General features: G+C 40.4%; 14 protein-coding genes. 11 read left to right on the forward strand and 3 right to left on the reverse strand.

Annotated features, from left to right (window positions below):
• The first annotated feature begins 77 nt into the window (after positions 1-77).
• Positions 78-1,373, forward strand: coding sequence for an O-acetylhomoserine aminocarboxypropyltransferase/cysteine synthase family protein (locus tag B3P17_RS12810; RefSeq protein WP_252639473.1), 1,296 nt, complete (start codon positions 78-80; stop codon positions 1,371-1,373).
• 91 nt (positions 1,374-1,464) lie between these two features.
• Here B3P17_RS12810 and B3P17_RS12815 read toward each other — a convergent pair whose 3' ends face one another.
• Together B3P17_RS12815 and B3P17_RS12820 are read right to left on the reverse strand one after the other, a co-directional pair.
• The gene (locus B3P17_RS12815; protein ID WP_252639474.1) at positions 1,465-3,462 is read right to left on the reverse strand and encodes a glycoside hydrolase family 97 protein; all 1,998 of its coding nucleotides are present in this window, start codon (positions 3,460-3,462) and stop codon (positions 1,465-1,467) included.
• 144 nt (positions 3,463-3,606) lie between these two features.
• Positions 3,607-4,995 carry a Gfo/Idh/MocA family protein gene (locus B3P17_RS12820; RefSeq protein WP_252639475.1) on the reverse strand — a complete coding sequence of 463 codons (1,389 nt, stop codon included), beginning with the start codon at positions 4,993-4,995 and terminating at the stop codon, positions 3,607-3,609.
• Positions 4,996-5,163: 168 nt separating this feature from the next.
• Here B3P17_RS12820 and B3P17_RS12825 point away from each other — a divergent pair, with 168 nt between their 5' ends.
• The 10 genes from B3P17_RS12825 (at position 5,164) to B3P17_RS12870 (ending at position 21,275) form a co-directional block, all read left to right on the forward strand.
• Complete coding sequence (locus B3P17_RS12825) at positions 5,164-5,742, forward strand: RNA polymerase sigma-70 factor (protein WP_252639476.1); 579 nt, start codon at positions 5,164-5,166, stop codon at positions 5,740-5,742.
• A 62-nt stretch (positions 5,743-5,804) separates the two neighbouring features.
• Complete coding sequence (locus B3P17_RS12830; RefSeq protein ID WP_252639477.1) at positions 5,805-6,788, forward strand: FecR family protein; 984 nt, start codon at positions 5,805-5,807, stop codon at positions 6,786-6,788.
• Positions 6,789-7,183: 395 nt separating this feature from the next.
• On the forward strand, positions 7,184-10,090 hold the full coding sequence (locus tag B3P17_RS12835; protein ID WP_422653398.1) for a TonB-dependent receptor: 2,907 nt from the start codon (positions 7,184-7,186) through the stop codon (positions 10,088-10,090).
• The gene (locus B3P17_RS12840; protein WP_291105760.1) at positions 10,083-10,370 is read left to right on the forward strand and encodes a TonB-dependent receptor; all 288 of its coding nucleotides are present in this window, start codon (positions 10,083-10,085) and stop codon (positions 10,368-10,370) included. The genes B3P17_RS12835 and B3P17_RS12840 overlap by 8 nt, the downstream gene beginning before the upstream one ends.
• Positions 10,371-10,382: 12 nt before the next feature.
• Positions 10,383-11,918 (forward strand): RagB/SusD family nutrient uptake outer membrane protein, encoded by a 1,536-nt coding sequence (locus B3P17_RS12845; RefSeq protein ID WP_252639479.1) that lies wholly within the window; start codon positions 10,383-10,385, stop codon positions 11,916-11,918.
• A gap of 115 nt (positions 11,919-12,033) precedes the next feature.
• Complete coding sequence (locus B3P17_RS12850) at positions 12,034-14,961, forward strand: GH92 family glycosyl hydrolase (RefSeq protein ID WP_252639480.1); 2,928 nt, start codon at positions 12,034-12,036, stop codon at positions 14,959-14,961.
• A 14-nt stretch (positions 14,962-14,975) separates the two neighbouring features.
• A complete protein-coding gene (locus tag B3P17_RS12855) occupies positions 14,976-15,830 on the forward strand; it encodes an endonuclease/exonuclease/phosphatase family protein (protein ID WP_252639481.1) in 855 nt (284 codons plus the stop codon).
• Positions 15,831-15,898: 68 nt separating this feature from the next.
• Positions 15,899-17,863, forward strand: a complete 1,965-nt coding sequence (locus B3P17_RS12860) for an alkaline phosphatase (RefSeq protein ID WP_252639482.1) — start codon at positions 15,899-15,901, stop codon at positions 17,861-17,863.
• A 123-nt stretch (positions 17,864-17,986) separates the two neighbouring features.
• Entirely contained in the window at positions 17,987-19,441 is a 1,455-nt protein-coding gene (locus B3P17_RS12865; RefSeq protein WP_252639485.1) for a PA14 domain-containing protein, read from the forward strand.
• 226 nt (positions 19,442-19,667) lie between these two features.
• The gene (locus tag B3P17_RS12870) at positions 19,668-21,275 is read left to right on the forward strand and encodes an MGH1-like glycoside hydrolase domain-containing protein (RefSeq protein WP_252639483.1); all 1,608 of its coding nucleotides are present in this window, start codon (positions 19,668-19,670) and stop codon (positions 21,273-21,275) included.
• A 51-nt stretch (positions 21,276-21,326) separates the two neighbouring features.
• Here the strand turns inward: B3P17_RS12870 and B3P17_RS12875 are convergent, their stop codons facing one another.
• Positions 21,327-22,868: a family 43 glycosylhydrolase gene (locus B3P17_RS12875; RefSeq protein WP_252639484.1), complete on the reverse strand. Its 1,542-nt coding sequence runs from the start codon at positions 22,866-22,868 to the stop codon at positions 21,327-21,329.
• Positions 22,869-23,099 lie beyond the last annotated feature (231 nt).

Consider the following 23,099-nt stretch of genomic DNA (forward strand, 5'->3'; position numbering starts at 1 on the left):
TTAAAGGTTATCTTTATTTAGTTATGAGTAATTGATTTTAAAATCAATTACTCTCATTTTATAAAAACAAAAAAAATATGAGCAACTATAAATTTGAAACATTACAAGTACATGCCGGACAAGAGGTAGATCCGGTTACACGATCACGTGCTGTACCTATTTATCAAACAACGTCATACACTTTTGATGACGCACAACATGGAGCCGATTTGTTTGGACTTCGTAAATTTGGGAATATATACATTCGTCTGATGAATCCGACTACAGATGTATTTGAAAAACGTATAGCTGCTCTTGAAGGCGGAACATCTGCTCTGGCAACAGCATCAGGCCACTCCGCTCAATTTTTGGCACTTAACAATATACTGTCGCAGGGAGACAACTTTGTAACTACTTCGCATCTGTATGGTGGTACACACAATCAGTTCAAGTCACAGTTCAAACGTTTGGGAGTAGAAGCACGCTTTACACCGGATGACGAACCGGCTTCGTTCGAAAGGCTTATTGATGACAGGACAAAAGCCCTTTATCTGGAAACAATCGGAAATCCCGATCTGAATATCCCTGATTTTGAAGCTATCGCTGCTATAGCCGACAAATACGAAATACCTCTAATTGTAGATAATACGTTCGGTGCAGGAGGTGCACTCTTCCGCCCGATAGAACATGGGGCTACAATTGTAGTAGAAAGTGCTACCAAATGGATAGGCGGACATGGAACATCTCTTGGCGGGGTGATTGTAGATAGTGGTAAGTTTAACTGGGGCAATGGTAAGTTCCCTGAATTTACAGAGCCATCCGACAGCTATCACGGACTTGTATTCTGGGATGTATTTGGAGCAAATGGCCCATTCGGCAATATCGCATTTACGATACGTGCCCGCGTAGAAGGACTTAGAGACTGGGGTAGTACCATCAGCCCATTCAACTCATTCCTTCTCTTGCAAGGACTGGAAACACTTTCTCTTCGGGTAGAACGCCATGTGGAAAACACATTGGCTGTTGCTAAATGGTTGGAGAAACATCCTAAAGTAGAGTATGTAAACTATCCGGGACTAGAAAGCAGCCCATACCACGCATTGGCTAAAAAATACTTCAAAAAAGGAGCCGGTGGTGTACTTTCTTTCAAAGTAAAAGGATCGGGTGATAATGCCGACAAAGTGATAAATTCACTCCAACTAATAAGCCACTTAGCGAATGTAGGCGATGCCAAATCTCTCATAATCCATCCTGCAACTACAACTCACGAACAACTTTCGGACGAAGAAAGAGTTTTGGCAGGGGCTATACCAGGGTTGTTACGCTTATCTGTGGGTATCGAAAACATTGACGATATCATCGCTGATCTGGATCAGGCGCTGAACAACATATAAAATAAAGCCGTGATTATTTTTTTTATAAAAGAGGCTGTCTCACAAAATAGTTGAGACAGCCTCTTATCTTATAATAGAAGAATAATCATTTTTATTTCTTTGTTATTTTCACAACATAACCTCCACCCGGAGCCATTGATATTGGAAGCTTCCGATCGGCAGGAATATCTATTATTTCTTTTTTGTAGTCTTTAGCAACACGATCGGCATTTACACCGTCTTTAAAAACTTCTCCTTTGAAGTTGCCTTCGCCCAAGAATGACAAATTCAGTTCCATTGTACGGGCATCCCAGTTTGTCAATGCACCCACATACCATGCATCTCCCTTTTGACGGGCGATAGCTACATATTTTGCAATTTCGCCATTCAAAGCAACTGTATTGTCCCAAACGGTAGGCACAGCAGCGATAAACTCAGTACACTCCTGTTCTGCCATATAGTTTGACGGGCTGTCGCAAAGCATATTCAACGGTGATTCGAAAATAACATATTCAGCAAGCTGACGGCAACGTGTACCTTGGCTCATGGCTTCGTTATTCACGCTTCTGTAATTTCCCTTTGTAGCATTGCGCATCGCACCTTGCGTGTAATCCATAGGCCCTGCTACCTGACGAATAAACGGAATAGTAACATCATAGGTAACCTGATCGAGGTTTTCTGCCCATTTCATTTGCTCCAATCCATTTACGCCCTCGAAGTTAATCACATTAGGATATGTTCGTTGCAAACCAGTAGGCTTGTAAGTACCGTGATAGTCTAACATCATTTTATATTTAGCAGCCGTTTCTGCACCACGACGGTGAAAATCAACCACAACCTGATCGTCCCTATCCATAAAGTCTACTTTAAAACCTTTGATTCCCATCTCGCTATAATGTTTGCAAACGGCTTCCATATCACGATCGAAAGCATGAAACCCTGCCCAAAGGATAAGACCTACATTCTTCGATTTAGCATAAGCGACCAGTTCGGGCAAATTAATTTCGGGAACAACCTGAAACAGATCGGCTTTCAAATTCACAGCCCATCCCTCATCCAGAATTACATATTCTATACCATATTTAGATGCGAAGTCTATATAATATTTATACGTCTGATTGTTCACTCCTGTCTTGAAATCTACATTATAAAGGTTCCAATCGTTCCACCAGTCCCATGCTACCTTACCCGGTTTTACCCAAGAGTAGTCACCCTGAGACGGTGTTGCCAGCTTGTAGACCATATCGCTATCTGCCAAATCTGAATCTTTTTCGGAAACGATTACCACACGCCAAGGGAAATTGGTAGCACCATCAAATTTTGCGAGGAAATTCTCACGAGATTTTACAACCATTTGCAGATTGTTGTGTCCCCCTTGTTCTACATCTTTCGGATACGGTGCAAAAATCCCTTTCAGAATATTGGCTTTATCTCCCGGATATAAGAACATTCCCGGATAGTTAAGAAGGTCAGCTTCTACAATGCAAACCTTTTTGCCCTTTACTCCCTCTACTACCAAAGGGCTTATGGCAAGTCTTTTCTTATTCCACTCAGACAAAAGATTATGAACATACGGTTGTTCGAATGAATTGAAGAATTGTTCTTCAAAAGACGCCGATTCATATTTATTCGTATAGTTGATAAAAGCCTTACTGTCTGCAGGAAAATTAAACTCAACTTGTTCGCCTTGTACCGCAAAAGGCTTCTTAGACGCAGACACAAAACGGTAAGCAATACCATCGTCGTATGCTCTAAAGAGAATACTGTGATCTTTAAATTTGAGTGTAAGCTCATTATAATTATCCTTTATCTGCTTACGTTTATATACCTGAGCACTAATTGTCTGATTTACGGTCTTTGTAGATGACCCCGACAACTTTGCGTCTTTTCCATAGAAAGTTCCGTCACTGAGTGACATGGAAATCGTAGACTTGTCGAGCATAAGATCGCCGTTATGCAAAATAGAATAATCGATTGTTTTACCTACATTAATTACAGCTTGCAGCTTACCATTCGGAGATTTAAGATTAAATAACTTCTGGGCTGATACTGTCATTGAAAACAGAGCCGTGCAGAATACGGCTAAAATAATCAAGTAATTTTTTTTCATAAGTATATTTAAGTTTAGAATATAGAGAGATCACTCTCTTTTGCTAAAATAATTCTTTTTCAAGTTTATCCCTACCCTTTTCGACTAAAGTGAACACCGACAACTCCTTTTCCTTTATCCTTTTATAAAGGTCTACGAAGGGGATTACTGAGCAAATTTCAATCCTTTTATTTTATTCCACCCTCCACGAGTGAAGTCGGGAATCTCTACAGGAGCTGAATTATTGTCGAGCGAGATTTCCGTTAATGGTATCAGGCTGCACCATTCGGCAAGGTCATATACATCCATATCAAGCGGAAGTCCCCTTTGAAGACAGTATATCAGACGATAGTCCATTATGAAGTCCATTCCTCCGTGTCCTCCGACTTTCTTAGCCTGATCTTCTATATCTTTTGCTATAGGATGTTTATATTTCTCCATCAATGCCACTTGCACATCTTCGGGCACGAAGCTGTGAGCCGTCAGGTTTTCATGATTCTTGGTCAATGCGGGGTCAAGTTCTTCTCTGTCTAAAGCATATCCTTCTATCGGGTATTTATTCGCAAATCCCTTTGTCCCGGTAAGCTGATACATACGGTTGTATGGACGAGGTGATGTTACATTATGCTCTATCAATATCGATTTCCCATTCTCTGTTCCAATCATAGTGGTGGTATGATCTCCATTGCGAAAACCTTTTACTTCTTCTTTTCTTTTCTTTTTCAAAAACTCAGGATTACCTATCGCCTTCGTATCCATCGCAACCAAATAGTTCAGTTTGTCGCCACGGTGTATATTCATTGCCTGACATACAGGCCCAAGCCCGTGCGTCGGATACACATCGCCTCGGTGAGCTTTATTAAAGTCCATGCGCCAGTCGTTCCAGTATTCATCCCAATATGGTTGCAATCCATGAATATAAGCACCTTCGCCATGAATCACTTCACCCAGCAATCCTTGTTGCACCATATTCAGGGTTGTGAGTTCGAAGAAATCATATACGCAATTTTCTAACTGCATGCAATGCTTTCTGGTTTGCTCAGAGGTGTTGATCAATCCCCATATTTCATCCATTGTTACAGCAGCGGGAACTTCAATTGCCACATGCTTGCCGTCTTTCATCGCCTGGATACCTATTTTTGCGTGCGACAACCAGTCTGTTGCCACATAAACAAGATCTACATTGGGAAGGGCTGTGACCTTACGCCACACAGAGGTGTCTCCATAAAACTCCTGAGCCTTAGGAAGACCTTTTTCTTGTAGCATTTTATTTACTTTCTCTGTATTTTTTTGCTCTACATCGCATAGTGCTACAAGCTCCACCCCCGGAATATAAGTCATTCGGTTCACAGCTCCGGGGCCTCGCATGCCTAAACCGATAAATGCGATACGCACCACAGGTAAGGGTTCGGTTCTCAGCTCGAGTACATCTGTTTGTCCTGCCGGACGCTCTTGAACAGGAGTTTTCAATACGAGAGATTGTTCTTTACATTGCTGAGCTCCACAGTTAAACGATAACAAACATGAAGAAAATAAAATAATGAATTTTTTCATGGTGAATATTTTATTTCAAAGTCTATATTTAAAGATTAACCCTCTATTTTGTGAATATAAGGAAGGTATAAAGATAAGGGAAATCTTACATATTATTTTCTTAATTAACATTTAAGCCTAAAAATATATCATACATTTGCAGGATGTTTGTTATATATCAGTTTTCGAATGGAGAGGGAAAACACATATGATAGATTGTTTGATCTGATAAAAGAAGATGATCACAATGCCTTCGACAGGCTATATAATCTTTTTTATGCACCATTATGCGTATTTGCAAACAGATACATATCGGATCAAGACTCGGTTAGAGATTGCATACATGATGTGTTCTTAAAAATGTGGAGAGACCGAAAAAATATATTTATCAATACCTCTGTCCGTTCCTACCTACTTACTGCAACACGAAATCACTGCCTCAATTTGATAGAAAAGCAAAAAACACAAATGACTTACGAACAGCATATATTGAATACGTACGACCCCTACACTTCTGACGATTTATATTCTGTTGAGGAACTGGAAAATTTGATTGAAAAAGCAATAAATGAACTCCCCGAAAAGTATAGGGAAGTATTCAGAATGAGCCGATTTGAACATCTTACTTATAAAGAAATAGCCGAAAGAAAAAATATTTCGATAAAAACAGTAGAAGCATATATGCATAAATCGCTGATTATATTATCGGTATCATTAAAAGATTTCCTGCCATACGTTCTCCTTTTCCTTTTCTTCAACAAAAATTAATTTTTTTCATAGGGTGACCTATGAGTTATCTGTCTTATATATAGAAGCCACTAAATTCTATTATGGATAAAGAAAAATTTGAAAAGCTAATATTCAAGTTTCACAACAAAGAACTAAGCTCTGAAGAAAAAGTAGAGTTTGAGTCTTTTTTGTCGTCTTCTGACGAAGCACGTAAGATATTCCATCAATGGAATCTTGTGTATAAGGCTTCGGAAGCACTGTCTATAAACAAAGAGATTCCTGAAATACCGTTCTCTTTGAGAGAGAAGAAAACAATCAACTGGCGTCGCTGGCTAGCCAATTCGGCTGCAATCATCACAATTCCTTTGATATTAGGCTTCACATACCTGCTGATAGATAAATACAAGACAGGCCCTGTGGCCTATAACGAAGTCGCTGCAACGAATGCCAAAGTAGTAAACATCTCTCTACCCGACGGATCGAAAGTCTCTCTGTATGCAGGGTCAACACTCAAATATCCTGATCGGTTTTCAGATGAAGAGCGACTTGTTATTTTAGACGGTGAAGGAACTTTTGAGGTAAAATCAAACCCGAAGAATCCTTTCTATGTAGAAACGACAGACGGAACAAGGGTAAAAGCATATGGGACTAAGTTCTCGGTAAGAGATTATGATGCAGATAATACAATACAGGTATATCTGGAACGAGGTATTGTAGATTTTAATTCGCCAAGGCTAAATCATCCGATAACAATGAAGCCTGATACCCGATTGGTATTTAACAAAACAGATAGAAAATATACAATATCAAACAGTACACCGAACGAGTATGACGCTTACGAACAGGGGATTTTATTATTCAACAATAGGCCGCTCGAGGAAGTCGTACAAAAGCTGAATAGGGTTTATGGGGTAGATATTATGATACAAGATGAGAGCTTGAAAGAATATCGCTTTACGGCGACGATCAAAGATGAATCAATATATCAGATAATGAACATGCTATCATTGAGTACACCTCAACTGGAATGGAAAAGACAAGGACAAAAAATAATATTAACTCAGAAACTTAAATCTAAAATTTAAAACCTAAAATCGAACCAGTATGAACAAAATGTGTTATTCCTTTTAATTAAAACTTAATATCGTCGAAGTGATTCCTTAAGAATAAGGATATTCATTTGTATGATGTTTTTTAAAACAAGAAAATTTATGAAAAGACATTACCACTTACTTCTAAGGGGGCTGGATTTTTTTGCTCCATCTGAACCCGTATTTTTCAACATTAACCTTAAAAAAAATATACCATGACATTAATGAAATTTATTTTAGGAGGGAAAAGCAAATATCTCTTATTTTTAGGGCTATTTTTAATGTCCTTCACCGTCCAATCGAAACGGATAGACAGTATTTCCATCAATAGAACAGGAGCTATCCGCTCTGTACTAAAAGAAATAGAAAAAGCGTCTTCTTACCACTTTATGTACAACGACAAACTTATCAACACAGATAAGATTGTATCGATAAATGTAAAAGACAAACCGGTAAATGAAATACTAAATTCACTATTCGAAGATTCGAACATCACTTATACCATAGTAGATGATCAGATTATATTATCTGTTGCCGGAACAAACGAAGTAAAAGATAGTAAACAAACAGGCCGTGAAATTTCGGGAGTCATCAAAGATGAAAAAGGCTTCACGCTTCCGGGGGTTAGTATCGCCGTTAAAGGTACAACCACAGGAACGATTACCGACATTGACGGAAAATATTCTATAAATGTTCCCAGCGGAGCGGTTCTGGCATTTAACTATGTTGGCTTTGTTCCTCAAGAAGTAAAAATAGGAAATCAGAGCACTTTAGACATCGTCCTCAAAGAAGATACTCAGGCTTTGGACGAAGTTGTTGTTGTAGGATATACAACACAGAAAAAAGCCGATCTGACAGGAGCAGTATCATCCGTAAAAATGTCGAGCCTCAACGATATGTCAGTAAGCGGTATCAATAGTGCGCTACAAGGTCGTATGTCGGGTGTTACCGTACTGCAAAGTAGTGGAGCTCCGGGATCGGGAACTTCTATCCGTATCCGTGGGATGGGTACATTTGGTAACAACGAACCACTTTATGTAATCGACGGTATGCCGGCTGATAATATGAACGACATCAATCCGGGCGACATAGAGCGTATCGACGTATTGAAAGATGCTGCATCTGCGGCTATCTACGGTTCACGTGCAGCAAACGGTGTTGTTATTATTCAGACTAAAAAGGGAGGTAAATCCGACAAAGTGAATATTGCATTCAATACTCATCATGGAGTTTCGATGGCTCAACGAAAAATAGATGTTCTGAATGCAGCACAACGTAATACGATCCATTTGGAGGCATACGACAATGCTATAAAATATGACGGATACGACAAAACGGCTCCGGATTATTACACATCTGATTTTGCAAAAGTGAGCAGAACAAACTGGCAGGATGAGATTTTCTCAAGTGCTGCTTATCAGGCTAACTATGACCTATCGCTCTCTGGAGGTTCCGATAAATTCAAGTATAATATCATGGGAGCCCATCTTAAACAAGACGGACTTCTAAAAAACTCGAGCTTCAACCGTACAACACTGCGTATAAATACAGAACTGGAGGTTTTCAAAAACTTCAAGGTTGGAGAAAACTTGATGATCACACACTCTAAGCAAATGCTGGTTCCGGAAATGGGAGCAAATGGAGCCATTGCTTCTGCACTTCAATTCGATCCTTCTGTTTCTGTCTACGAAAACAAAGCCAAAGGCATCTATAGCGGAAGTGGAGAATTAGGCGCCGACCTCAGAAACCCGGTAGCTGTATTAGACAGATCGGATCGTGCACGTACTCGCGACCGTATATTTGGAAATGTATATGCAGAGTACAAATTTTTGAACGATTTCACAATCAAAACAGATTTAGGTTATGATTGGTCCGATTGGGGTGACAAATGGTTTGTCACCAGAGTACCTGAAGCCGGACGTGCGTCCAATACAAATGAACTTACCGAAAGAGGATGGAAAGATACAAAGTGGATCACAACCACTACATTGAAGTATGACAAAGTGATCGGACTTAACAAGCTTATGCTCTTGGGAGGTACTTCTTACGAAGCATTCAACTCTGAATATACAAATGCTCGCGGTACAGGTTTTATCTCCGAAGATAAATCGCAACGTTATCTTTCTGCTGCTACCAATATAGCATGGATGCAAGGTGGTCGCGAAGAATGGGCTATGAATTCTTATTTCGCCCGACTCGACTATTCATTTGGAGACAGATACCTATTATCAGCAAACTTCCGTACCGATGGTTCTTCTAAATTTGNNCGTTGGGGATACTTCCCTTCTGTTTCGGGAGGATGGCGTATTTCAGAAGAGTCTTTCTTTGAAACCCTGAAAGAAAAAGCAATTCAAAACTTAAAGCTGAGAGCATCGTGGGGTAAATTAGGAAATCAGGATATGGGAAGCAATTATCCTACCAAAGTGCTTATTGCCAACACAACAGATAATGATGGATACAACACTGTTTTTGGCAGTACAGAAACTGCAGGTTTTGGACGATATGAGTCTACATTAGCGAATCCCGACCTGAAATGGGAGGTAACGACTCAAACAGACTTAGGTTTAGATATCAGCTTCCTCAACAAGTTTGATTTCGGATTCGACTATTTCATCAAAAAATCGTCAGATGTATTGTTAGAGATCCCTGTACCTTCATTAGCCGGTGTAGACGGAGGAATGATGGTAAATGCTGCCGAAGTGCGCAACCGTGGTTTTGATATGAACCTATCATACAATACTAAAGTTAAGGACTTTAATATAAGCGCATACGGCAATTTCAGCAAGGTTAAAAATGAAGTTCTTTCTATGGGTACAGGAAACAGAAACATGTTTACAAGTTCTTACCGTGGTACCAACATCACAAGAACAAGAGTGGGCGAACCGATAGCACACTTCTATGGTTATAAAAATGGAGGTGTATTCAAATCTCAGGAAGAAATAGATACTTACGTAAATGAAAAAGGAGAAAAAATACAACCTGCCGCAAAAGTTGGAGACCTTAAGTTCCTCGATTTGGATGGTAATGGAAAAATAGACTCTAACGACCAAACAAATATTGGTAGCGGATTCCCTGATTTCACTTATGGACTTGGAGCCGATCTTGAGTATAAAGGTTTCGATCTTAGCTTCTTCTTCCAAGGTGTTGCCGGATACGATATATTCAACGCCATCAAATATGAAGGTATGTTCGTTGATCCTCGNNATCCTAGACCGTTATCACCCAACAAACAACCCCGGAGGGAATGGGCCACGAGTTACAATCAAGGATACCAACAACAACCGCAGGATGTCTGATTACTATGTTGACAAAGGTGACTACCTAAGACTAAAAACACTTACCTTAGGTTATACTTTCAACAGAAACACAATCAAAAAATTAGGATTGCAAAAACTAAGAGTTTACGCTACCGTACAGAACCTGCTTACATTCACCAGCTATAAAGGCTTCGACCCTGAACTAGGTGAAACTTATGCTAATGAATTGGATAGTTACGGAGTTACCGAAATAGGTGTGGACAGAGGACAATTCCCTCAGCCTAGAACTTTCATTATGGGTGTAAATATTAACTTTTAAATCGAATAAAACATGAAACTATATAAATTATTACTATTCATCCCATTCATTTTTATCACATCGTGTGATTTAGATAGGGAACCTTACGGGCTTTCAAACTTTTGGAATACAGAAGCCGATGCTCAATTAGGGTTAGATGCTGCCTATGCCCCTTTTTATGAAGAAGAAGGTTTCGGGCGCGGACACTGGTGGGTAGGTGCTGCCAGCGACGATATGGTAATCAATCGCAGCAAAGGCGACGATGAAGCCCTCACCGAATTCAGAACAACAACAAATGCATCAAGCGGACAGTTCTCTAACTGGAGAATAATGTATAAAGTAATCAGACGCTCGAATGACGTAATGAAATATGCGCCTAACATTGAAATGTCTGACAAAAACAAAGATATCATTCTTGGTGAAGCTAATTTCCTTTGTGCTTTTGCTTATTTCCATTTAGCAAAAAGATATGGAGGATTGCCATTCTATGATTATAACAAACCTCAGGAAATAAACAAGCCGCGCGAAACAAAAACCGAGACATATACACGCATCGAAGATTATTTGAAAACAGCCATTTCTCATTTCGAGAAACAAAGTCTTTGGACCAGAGAGAAAGGTGCTGAAGGTCGTCCACAACTAGGTGCTGCTTACGGGCTTCTTGCAAAAGTATATGCACATTGGGGTAAATATAACGAAGCTAAAGCTGCTGCAGAAAAAGTAATCAACTCGGGCAAGTATTCTTTAGACAAGACAAATAATAACGGTTATGCGCACTTGTTCTCTCCGGCAGGAGAAAAGCATGAAGAAGTACTTTTCAATCTTACTAACAAGCCGGTGAGAAACCAAGGAACAGTAACATCTGTTATCCTTCTTTCGGGAACTCTTTCGGGTGGTACAGGATGGTATTACTTTGCTCCTACCAAAAGTTTGTTCGATGCATTCGAAAAACCAAACCTAACCTCAAGCGGAGACCTTCGCCGTTTGGTAACGCTTAAAGGTGCGGGTGATGATGTTTTCTTCTTAGGTAAACAAACAACGCTTACCAGTGCCCTTATTAAGGACATGAGTACAGGATATATGGGAACAAAATATTCTGCTGCATATAATGATCTTACAGGTTGGAACTGGGAAACCGGAGCAGATGTGCCTCTTTTACGCTATGCTGATGTATTACTTATCCATGCCGAAGCCGAAATATTTTTAGCCGGAGGAGGTCCGAACGATCGCACTAAAGGCGTGGCAGCAGCTGCTGCTTCATTCAACGAAGTTAGAGTAAGAGCATTTGGCGGAGACAATTCAAAAGCAATATCGGCTCCTACATTCAATGATTTGGTTAAAGAACGCCGTTGTGAGTTAGCTTATGAAGACGAACGTCATTACGACCTTGTTCGTTGGGGATTAGCAAAAGAAGTATATGCTGCTGCAACAACCGCAAGCGATCCAAGAGGTCCTAGAACTTTCGATCCGGCTAAAGATGCACACTTCCCGATTCCGCAACGAGAGATAGAAAACACTGATTATTTATTGGTTAATAACCCGAATGATGGTTATTCGAACTTTAAATAAAACAGAAATTTGATATTGTCATAGAGAAGGAACTGTCGCAGAAGTAGAAAATACATTTTGGATAGTTCCTTCTTAATGATAAATTGAGGCAATTGTAATTAATATATAAAACTTAATGAAGAAAATATTCGTATCAACCTTTATTATTGGATTTTTAATTAGCTGTACAAATCTACCTAAAAACCCTATCGACTATGTAGACCCATTTATCGGAACAGGTTTTCATGGACACACATATCCCGGAGCTACCACTCCGTATGGAGCAATACAGTTGAGTCCCGACACCCGCACAGGAGACTGGGATGCATGTTCGGGCTATCATTATAGCGATTCTTCTATTTTAGGATTTTCGCACACACACCTTAGTGGAACAGGCTGTGCCGATCTGGGCGACGTGCTTTTCCATCCTACCACCAAAGACATAAAACCAGTATCGAAAGGTTATATTTTCGAGCCTCTTGCCTTTTCGCATCAAGACGAAAAAGCCACACCCGGATATTATTCGGTTGATTTCAAAGAAGAAGGAATTAAAGCTGAACTGACAGCTACAACATATACAGGTGTACACCGATACACCTTCGATAAAGATAAAAACCAAGCCATAATTATAGACATGGCACATGTGTTGGCCGAAGAAGTTATCGACTCACTCGTTATCAGGCAATCGGCAAACAATGAAGTGTCGGGAATGAGAAGAACTCAGGGATGGGTAACCAATCAGTATGTGTTCTTCGTTGCTCAATTTTCAAAAGATATTCAGTCTTTCGACTTAGTTAACGATGGTGTCATTCTGGACAAGGATGCCAAACCTAAAACGAATAATCAACAAGCCGTCCTCAAATTTGGCTCTTCGGATGGTACACCTATTATAGCCAAGGTTGCTTTCTCGGTTGTAAGTGAAGAGAATGCACGAAAAAACCTGAGCCACGATGTGGAAGATTTCGACTTTGATGTAGTACACAATCAAGCCCGCAACCTTTGGTCTGAAGCGTTATCAGAAATCGTTGTAGAAGGCGGAAGCGAACATGATTTGAAAAACTTCTATACCGCCATATATCACTCAAAAGTAGTACCCAATATAATGAGCGACGTAAACGGACAGTTTCGCCGCCATGATATGAAGGTTAGCATATTACCCGAAGGAGAGAAATATTACTCAACATTTTCCATTTGGGATACGTTCCGAGCATGGAATCCTCTCGTTACACTAACAGATACTACACTCGTAAATAATATTATCAACTCTTACCTCGATATGTATGATGCCTCGGGCGAACTTCCGATCTGGCCCCTGTCTGCCGGAGAAACAGGGACTATGATCGGCTATCACTCGGTATCGGTAATTGCTGATGCTTACATGAAAGGAATACGAGGTTTTGATATTGCTAAGGCTTATGAAGCCATGAAGGTTTCGTCCGATAAAAACAAAAAAGGTTCTGACTATTATATCAAATACGGATTTATACCTTCAAACATAAAACGAGAGTCAGTGTCATGCCTTCTCGAATATGCATACGACGATTGGTGTATTGCGCAAATGGCAAAAGAGTTAGGGAAAGATGATGATTACAAAGTATATACGGAAAGAGCACTATCATACATCAATGTATTTGACGGACATACCAAATTCTTTAGAGGCAAACGTATGGACGGAAATTGGGACAGCCCTTTCAATCCTTTTGAACCGGGACGTGCATATACAGAAGCTACTGCATGGCAATACCGATTCTTTGTACCGCATGATGTAAATGGTCTTATACAGCTCTTCGGGGGGAAAGACGAATTCACCTCGCAGCTGGATAGCCTCTTTGTTGTGGAGTCGAAAGTTGACGGACACATGTCTGATATCACAGGACTCATAGGGCAATATGCGCACGGCAACGAGCCGAGCCATCATATGGCATACCTATACAATTATGTTGGTCAGCCGTGGAAAACCCAGGCTATGACCCGCCGCATACTATCGGAGATGTATCAGCCGACTCCTGAGGGAATCAGTGGCAACGAAGATTGCGGACAGATGTCTGCTTGGTATATCCTCAGCAGTATGGGTATTTACCCTGTATGCCCGGGGTCGAACGAATTTTCGTTGACAACTCCGCTGTTTGAAAAAGCAACAATTAAATTAGCGAACGGAAAGGCATTGACTATCAAGGCTAATCACCCTGAAAAGAATATGTATATCAACAAAGTTTCTCTCAACGGAAAAGAGATAGCTGCTAATTATGTCACCTACCAAGAACTGATGCAAGGAGGGGTACTCGATTTCAACTTGTCATCCACACCGAACAAGTCCAGAGGCATAGCAGAATCTGACTATCCGCATTCGATGACTACAGGAAAGATTGTTTCGATACCATATACAACAAAAGATCTGGATCTCTTCATTGACAATACAACTGTTGATTTGCATTCGGCGACAAAAGATGTGAAAATTTATTACACCCTCGACGGGAAAGAGCCAACCGAAGAGTCTGCTCTCTATTCCGAGCCAATAGAAATAGCAGCAACTACAACGATCAAAGCTCGTGCATATAAAGATGGATTTATCCCGAGCCGTATATTTACGATTCAAGCCACAAAAGCTGTGTTTAAGAACCCTGTATCAGCCTTGGCCAAAGAGAATGGTACAAACTTTCATTATTACGAAGGATACTTTAGTGCTGTAGACCAGATACAAAAAGCAACTCTCGTAGAGAAAGGAATAATAGCCGAACCGTCAATAAACGGAGCAAAACAAGCAGATCATTTTGCATTTATATTCACAGGTATTATCTTTGTACCAGAAGATGGCGTCTATGAATTCATGACTACCTCCGACGACGGCAGTGTCTTGTATGTTGATAATATAAAGATAGTTGACAACGATGGTTCGCATGCAGCCATATCTGCCACCGGCCGAATTGCCCTGAAAAAAGGCCACCACACATACAAGCTCCAATACTTTGAGGATTACGAAGGAGAGCACCTGAGTTGGGGTTGGAAAAAACCAACATCCGAGAAGTTTGAGAATATACCAGCATCTAATTTATTCATAAAATAAAAAACCTTGATAAGATGAAAAAGTTATTTTATTTTCTTGCTGTAATCGTATTATTGGCTTCATGTAATAGCAAGCCGGTAGACTTCAATGTAATGAGCTTCAACATTCGTTACGATAATCCTGACGACAGCCTGAACAACTGGCAGTACAGGAAAGATGTTGCGGCAAAGACAATAAAGAATCAGAATGCAGACATCGTAGGAACACAAGAGGTGCTTGTAAACCAGCTGAACGACTTAAAATCTCGCCTACCCGAATATAATGCGATAGGAGTAGGTCGTGAAGACGGTATCGAAAAGGGAGAATACAGTGCTATATTATATAAGAAGGATAGATTCAAAGAAATAAAATCCGGTTACTTCTGGCTGAGCGAAACCCCCGAAGTGGCGGGGTCTAAAGGTTGGGATGGCGCTTGCGAGCGCATCGCTACGTGGGCTATACTGGAGGATATAAGCAGCAAAAAACAACTTTTCTTTATCAATACACACCTCGATCATGTGGGTAAAATAGCGCGTCAGAAAGGTGTGACATTATTGCTAAGCAGAGCAAACGCTCTTGCTAACGGTTTGCCTATCATTATGACGGGAGACTTTAATGCGACACCCGAATCGGATGTAATCAAACACGTTACAGATGTGAATAGCCCTGAACATCTTATCCATTCGAAAGATATTGCAGTAGAGAAAAGCGGTACAGACTGGACATTCCACGGATTTGGAAAAGTACCAATGGAAAGACGTGAGTTTATCGATTATGTTTTTGTAAGCAAAGGCATCAAGGTAGCTAAACACAGTGTACTCCCTGAAAAATTGGACGATATATTCATTTCAGACCATTCTGTAGTAGTTGCTCAAATAGAAATAAAATAATTATAGAATTTGTGCTATCCTGCGTGTAACGAAGTATAGTCAACAACAATCAAAAAAGGTTTTTAATCATGAGACATATTTTAAACAAAATATATTTATTAGTCTTATTGACAGGGTTGATAAATATATCTATCAATGCACAACAACGGATACTCATTCACTCTCATAACGATTACGAGCAAAGAGTTCCGTTTTATCAGGCTTATGCGCAGCAAGTAGCATCTATAGAAGCTGATATTTACACAACAGGGAAAGCCAATGAGTTGAAGGTGGCACACGACCTAAAGGACGTAGCCAATGCCCCGACTATAGACGAAGCATACATCACCCCATTGGTCAATCTATTTGAACAAAACGGAGGAAGACCTTGGAAAAACTCAGATAAAACACTTATTCTTTTGGTAGATCTGAAAACTCCGGCAAATCCGACTTTGGATATATTAGTATCCAAACTGAAAGCCTATCCTCAGGTTTTCGACGCTACGGTTAACCCTTATGCCGTAAAGGTTGTTATATCAGGTAATCGTCCTGCCGAGAAAGATTATTCTAAATATCCGTCATTCATTTCATTCGATGGATATAAAACAGACTATACCCCCGAACAGCTGAAAAGAATAGCAATGATAAGCCTTTCTTTTGCCGACTATTCGGTATGGAACGGTAAAGGATCTATTAAAAAAGCCGAGTTGGAGAAAGTCGTAAAAGTGATCAATGAAGTACACGCATTGGGCAAGCCTATCCGTTTTTGGGGAACTCCCGATGGCGTTACCGCATGGAATACGTTCCACAATCTAGGCATAGATTACATTAATACCGACCGCCCTGAAGCCTGTGCCGATTATTTCTCGCATTTCGACAATAAGAATTACCAAATAGGGAAGAATGAAGATATAACCGATGATGTAGCACGTGCCAAAAGGCTGGATAGAACAACTGTTGGATTTCAAGGTTTTAACAACAAGCTTCTGCAACTATCGAAAGGTATCAACGTATATACCCCTACTTACAAAAATGATGGAAGCAACAAGCCTGTCAAGAACATCATATTCCTTATTGGTGACGGTACAGGACTTGCTCAACTACAGGCAGGAGCTACAGTAAATAATGCCAATTACAAAAACGGAAACGGGCTTACAATATTCAACATGAAATATGTGGGATTGCAAAACACCAGTGCAAAAGATGCCTATACGACCGATTCTGCCGCAGGAGGCAGCGCATTAGCGACAGGCGAACTACACAACAACCGTCATATCAGTATGAGTGAAGATGGAGTAGCATACCCATCGATGGCAGATGTAATGTATGCTGCGGGATATGCCTGCGGAGTTGTAACACTGGGTAATGTTGCCGATGCTACCCCTGCCGCTTTTTACGGACACTCGGTAGAAAGAGATAACTCTGACGAGATAACTTCGTATTTGCTCGATGGAAAACTAACCCTTCTGAACGGTGCGGGAATGTCTGTTTTCACACGTCGGAACGATGGTAAGGATATTTTGGGCGAATTAAAAAAACAGTATAGAATCAGTACATCTATTGACGATATCAATGCCGACAACAAGAAGGTTATCTGTATTGACGAACGAATGGATCTGGCTGCATCTGAAGAAACGCTGACAATGCTTGCCGACGCCACAAATCAGGCAATAAAAAAACTATCGACAACAAATGACAAAGGGTTTTTCCTGATGGTAGAAGGTGCAAAAATAGATTATGCCGGACATGCCAATTCTTTTCCGGGTTCTGTAATGGAAACATTAAGTTTCGACTTGGCGGTGAAAGCAGCCCTTGAGTTTGCAGACAGTAATGGAGAGACATTGGTTGTAGTAACAGGCGACCACGAAACAGGGGGGCTTACATTGGTGGACGGAAATGTTGCCAACGGACATCTCACTGCCCGCTATATGACCGACGACCACACTCCGCTTATGCTACCTGTATTTTCTTACGGGCCGGGTTCATCCGAATTCATAGGAGTGTATAAGAATACTCAGATTTTTCATAAAATGAAAAAATTATTAGGATTGTAAAAAATAATTATACCATCTCTGCCATGCTGAGGCACGAAGCATCCCAAAGCTGAACATTTCTATAAAAAGGAAGCGAGATACTTCGTTACACTCGGTATGACAGAGAGAATACAGATAAAGACCATGAGAAAATATACACTAATACTCGTAACTCTCTTTTGCGCAATGACATCATTCGCACAAAAGAATAACATACAACTGAAATTCAATAAGGACGGTTATTTCAAGATCGCCCAATTTACAGATCTGCATTGGAGCAACAACTCACCTAATTGCAGCAAGACTGTAGATGTGATCAAGCATGTTTTGGCAACCGAAAAGCCGGATATTGCGATTCTTACAGGTGACGTAGTAACCGATATGCCTGCCAAAGATGGCTGGAAATCTATTGGTAAAATATTTGAAGATGCTAAAACTCCATGGGCTGTCACCTTGGGTAATCACGATGAAGAAGCAGGGCTTACTCGTGATGAGGTTTTTGATCTTATCGCAAACTACCCTTACTTTATCGGAGAAAAAGGACCGGAGCTATCGGGATCGGGAAACTATCCGTTAGAAGTTAAGGCATCAAAAGGAGCTAAGACTGCGGCTGTATTATATTGCATCGACTCTCACAACAAACCCTCTGCACACAAGTACGGTCATTACGACTGGATACACTTCGATCAGATAGACTGGTACAGAAAAACAAGTGATAAATATACCGCACAAAACGGCGGAACACCGCTTCCTGCTCTTGCATTCTTCCATATTCCTGTATTGGAGTATAACAACGTTGTTGGAAAAGAAAAGACCATCGGCAATAAAGAAGAAGGCGTTGCCTCTCCCGAAATAAATTCAGGAATGTTTTGCTCGATGGTAGAGAAGAAGGACGTAATGGGAGTGTTTGTAGGGCACGACCACGATAACGACTATATAGGAATCGATCAGGGAATAGCCCTCGCATTCGGACGGACAACAGGGGTCGACGCCTACGGTAAACTAGAAAGAGGCGGACGCATTATCAAAATGTATGAAGGCAAAAATCAGTTCGACACATGGATACGTACACCGAAGGGTATCGAGTTTGAATATTATTATCCTTCAGGCTTGTCTTCTGCCGACGAACAAGCAACAAAATATTTGCCTGCTAAAAACATTCAGGTAAAACAACAAGGAGTAGAATACAAATATTACGAAGCCGATTTTAAACTTACGCATACAGATATGATCGCTTCTGCTAGGCTTGTAAAAGAAGGTACGTTGAACAATTTTTCGATTGCCTCTGCTACAGCTAAAGATTCTATGGCATTTGTATTCAAAACATATATCAAAATACCCGAAAAGGGCGTTTATCAATTTTATACTTTCTCCGACGATGGTTCGAAGTTATTCATTGACGGACAAATCGTTGTTGACAACGATGGTTCTCACAGCCTGAAACGTGCCGAAGGAAAGATTGCTCTCGAAGCAGGATATCACGAATTGAAATTATTGTATTTCGAAAACTATATGGGAGAATTCCTCGAGGTAGGTGTTTCGAGCCGCAGTATCAGAGAAGATATTATTCCTGATAATATGTTGTATATTGCAAAATAGTTTATCTATATAAGGACGCTGTCTTATGTTTCTTACTCTATCCTACCGGAGATGATACTTCTCTTCGTTGAGCTTGATAAAAAATAGAAAAAGGTGACAGATAAAAAACAGAATAAAAAGTGTCACTTTTGTCACCTTTTATTTATATCACACAGGTTATAAAGCATATATAAAAACAGTATATTTGTAGAAAAGTAACAATAAAAATCGATTATAATACCCTAAGATGAAAAGACTTGTTAGTTTAATTATTCTAAGCTGTATCGTAACATTCAATCTCTTCTCTCAAGAAAATGAAGAGGTACCTCCAAAATACAACCTGCCATACAAAAATACGTATGTGAAGGAAGCTTTGGTTACGGAGAATGAATACCGTATAGCAAAACCCGAGGAAGTAATTCCTAAAAGCTTCGAAGAGGCTAAGAATATATTGCCCAGTCCTATTTGGGAAGGTCATGCGAAAGAAATAGAGATGTATTGGAAAGCATGGCAAATAGCTATCAGCAATATCCGTCAACCACAAAAAGGTTCGGGCTTTGTTTCCAGTTATCTGGATACAGCTTATAACGGAAATATCTTTATGTGGGATTCATCTTTTATGATGATGTTTGCCCGCTACGGATACCGCTTTTTCCCATTCCAACATACATTGGATAACTTCTACGCTAAACAGCATCCCGATGGATTCATTTGCCGCGAGATCAAAGCCGATGGAGCAGATTGCTTCGAGCGTTACGACCCGACAAGCACCGGGCCTAACCTTCTGCCGTGGAGTGAGATGTTATACTACAAGCAGTATGGCGATAACGAACGCTTAGAAAAGATATTCCCGGCACTATGTGCATATTACAAATGGCTGAAACTAAACCGTACATGGCCAAATGGGACATACTGGTCGAGCGGCTGGGGTACAGGTATGGACAACATGCCACGTGTGCAGCCTCAGTATAATATGATATATAGTAATGGACACATGGTATGGCTGGATGCATGCCTGCAACAAATATTGATGGCAAATGTATTGCTCGAAATAGGTTTCTATCTCGAACGCTGGCAAGAGATCGAAGAATTTGAGGACGAGATAAAAATGCTTACCAAATATGTACACGACAATCTTTGGGACGAAAAGACAGGATTCCTGTACGATCAGTATGCTGATGGTAGTCTGAGTACAACAATGGGAATACCTGCATTCTGGGCATTACATACCGATGTATTGGATGCTAAGCAACTGGATAGAATGGTGAAGCATTTGGACGATCCTAAAACATTCAACCGTCCGCACAGAGTTCCATCTCTTTCGGCGGACAACCCGAAATATAACCCGAGAGGACGCTACTGGCAAGGTGGTGTTTGGCCGGGAACAAACTATATGGTCATCACGGGACTTGATAAGAAAGGATACACAAAACAAGCGAAGGAGATAGCCAAGAATCATTACAATAATGTTTTTGAAGTATACAAGAACACAGGAACATTCTGGGAATATTATGCACCCGAAGCCGCCGAACCGGGATTTATGGCTCGCAAAGACTTTGTAGGTTGGACAGGTCTTCCTCCTATTGCGGTATTTATAGAGTATATCTTAGGTATCCGTTCCGACTATGCCAATCATTCTGTGATATGGGATATTACTCAGACCGAAGCACATGGGATAGAGCGTTATCCATACGGCCCCGACGGCTTGGTTTCGTTTAAGGTTAATAAGCGTAATTCGGCGGATGAAACTCCATCGGTTACGATTGATTCGAACGTTGCTTTCGAGCTAACATTGCTTTGGGGAAAAGACAAGAGTAAGAAAGTAAGCATTCAGGTAGGCAAGCAAACTATTTGATAAGAAGATAAAAGAAACTGCCTTAGAAATTCACTTCCTAAGGCAGTTTTTTTATTGTTTTATATTCGTCATCTTAAAGTAAGAGAATTCAGCAGGCTGAGAAGTGTCTCCTATTTGTATTATTCCGGGACGAGCTACTCTATCCCATCGGGTTAAATAATCGGCTTGGATAGGAGTCTCATTTATCTTCGTCCAGTTTTCCCCATCCTTACTCCAATAGAAAGTCATATAACAACCGTTCTCTACCAAAGCCTTGAGATAGACAAGCTTCTGCGATATTGTTGAATTATAGATCAACGATTGCTGACCATCTTTTATCGATTTCAACTCTAACTTCCCATCCGATACACCCCATACTATGAGATTCTTATCATCTCCATACATGGTAAGCCCTTTTATACTCTTATTGTTATTATTCACCAATGTTTCATAAGTATAATAAGGCGTTTGCGGACGTAAGCATAATGCTGTTCCCCAATCATTCCCTTGTTTTGGAGTGCCGCTAAGCAGAAGTTTTCCATTCCGAACTTCAGTCTTTATATCTGAATAAGGGAAGTTCCAAGTCCAATCTATTTTCAACGTACTACCTTCGAATCTATCTTCAAAATCAGCAACTCCCATCTGCACAGTTCCGGGATATGGCATAGCTTGCTCTGCTTTACCGACTGTTCCTGTGCGAAAATGTGGCCAACTATCGTCTTCCATATACATCTCTTGCAATACAGGTTGTCGGCCGGCAAAAAAGCCTTCACCTTTGAAGTAGGCATGAAACAGATAAAACAAACGACCATCGGGAGTATCTACTGCTGTTCCATGTCCGCAGGATAGATAATCTCCACCTCCTCCATGCAGAATCGGATTGCCAGAATACTTCTCATAAGGACCTTTGAAGCTCTTTGAACGGGCAACATATACATCATAATCACTTTGCGGACCACAACAACTATGAGGTGAATAAACGATATAATAATAATCTCCTCTCTTGAAATGGTACTGACCTTCCATCCCGATCCGCTCATCATCTTTCAACAACGAGAAAGGCTCTCCAATCAATTTTAAGCCATCATCAGACAATTTACTAGCGAGTATCTCTATCGGTCTATTATCGAGCCCGTACGCCTTCCATGATATATACAGCTGCCCATTGTCGTCATAGATAAATGCATCGATCGCTTCTTTCCCGAATTCGACCAGAAGACCATGATCTGTAAATTCATCGGTAGGACTATTTGCTGTAGCAACACCTATGTATGATATCCCATCAGACTTCCGTCGTGCCGTATAATAGCAATAGACCTTATCGTTATGATAAAACAATTCGGGAGCCCAAAAAGAGTTGGAAGTCCATTCGGGTCGCTTCTTAAATATATGTCCGATCTGCGTCCAGTTTACCAAGTCTTTTGAAGTAAATAGCGGATAGTGCGGAGCCCATTCGGAAGAGGTAGCAGTTGCATAATAGGTATCACCTATTCTTATTACAGAGGGATCTGCCATATCTCCATGAATAACGGGATTCCGGAAGTAATTCTGCTGACTCTTTAGACTAGAAATAAGGGCAAGGCTAAACAAAAGGATAAAACAAACTTTATTCATGATAAAATATTATTAGATCTTTACTTTTCTCGGAATTGTTCTCCGTTAGAAAGATATGTTTCAAATGTTATTTACGTTAGATTTTTTATTGGGCTTAAGGAATCTGGTTTTTCCTTTATTCTAAATATATGACGAATATACAAAGAAACATTGGCATTGTAAAAAATAAAGGATCTCATTGGTTTATGAGATCCTTCTTCTTTGTATGTATTTGTATCTTTCTATTATCCT

Origin of the sequence: Dysgonomonas sp. UBA7630 (assembly GCF_002483985.1) — a bacterium.
Lineage (GTDB): Bacteria > Bacteroidota > Bacteroidia > Bacteroidales > Dysgonomonadaceae > Dysgonomonas.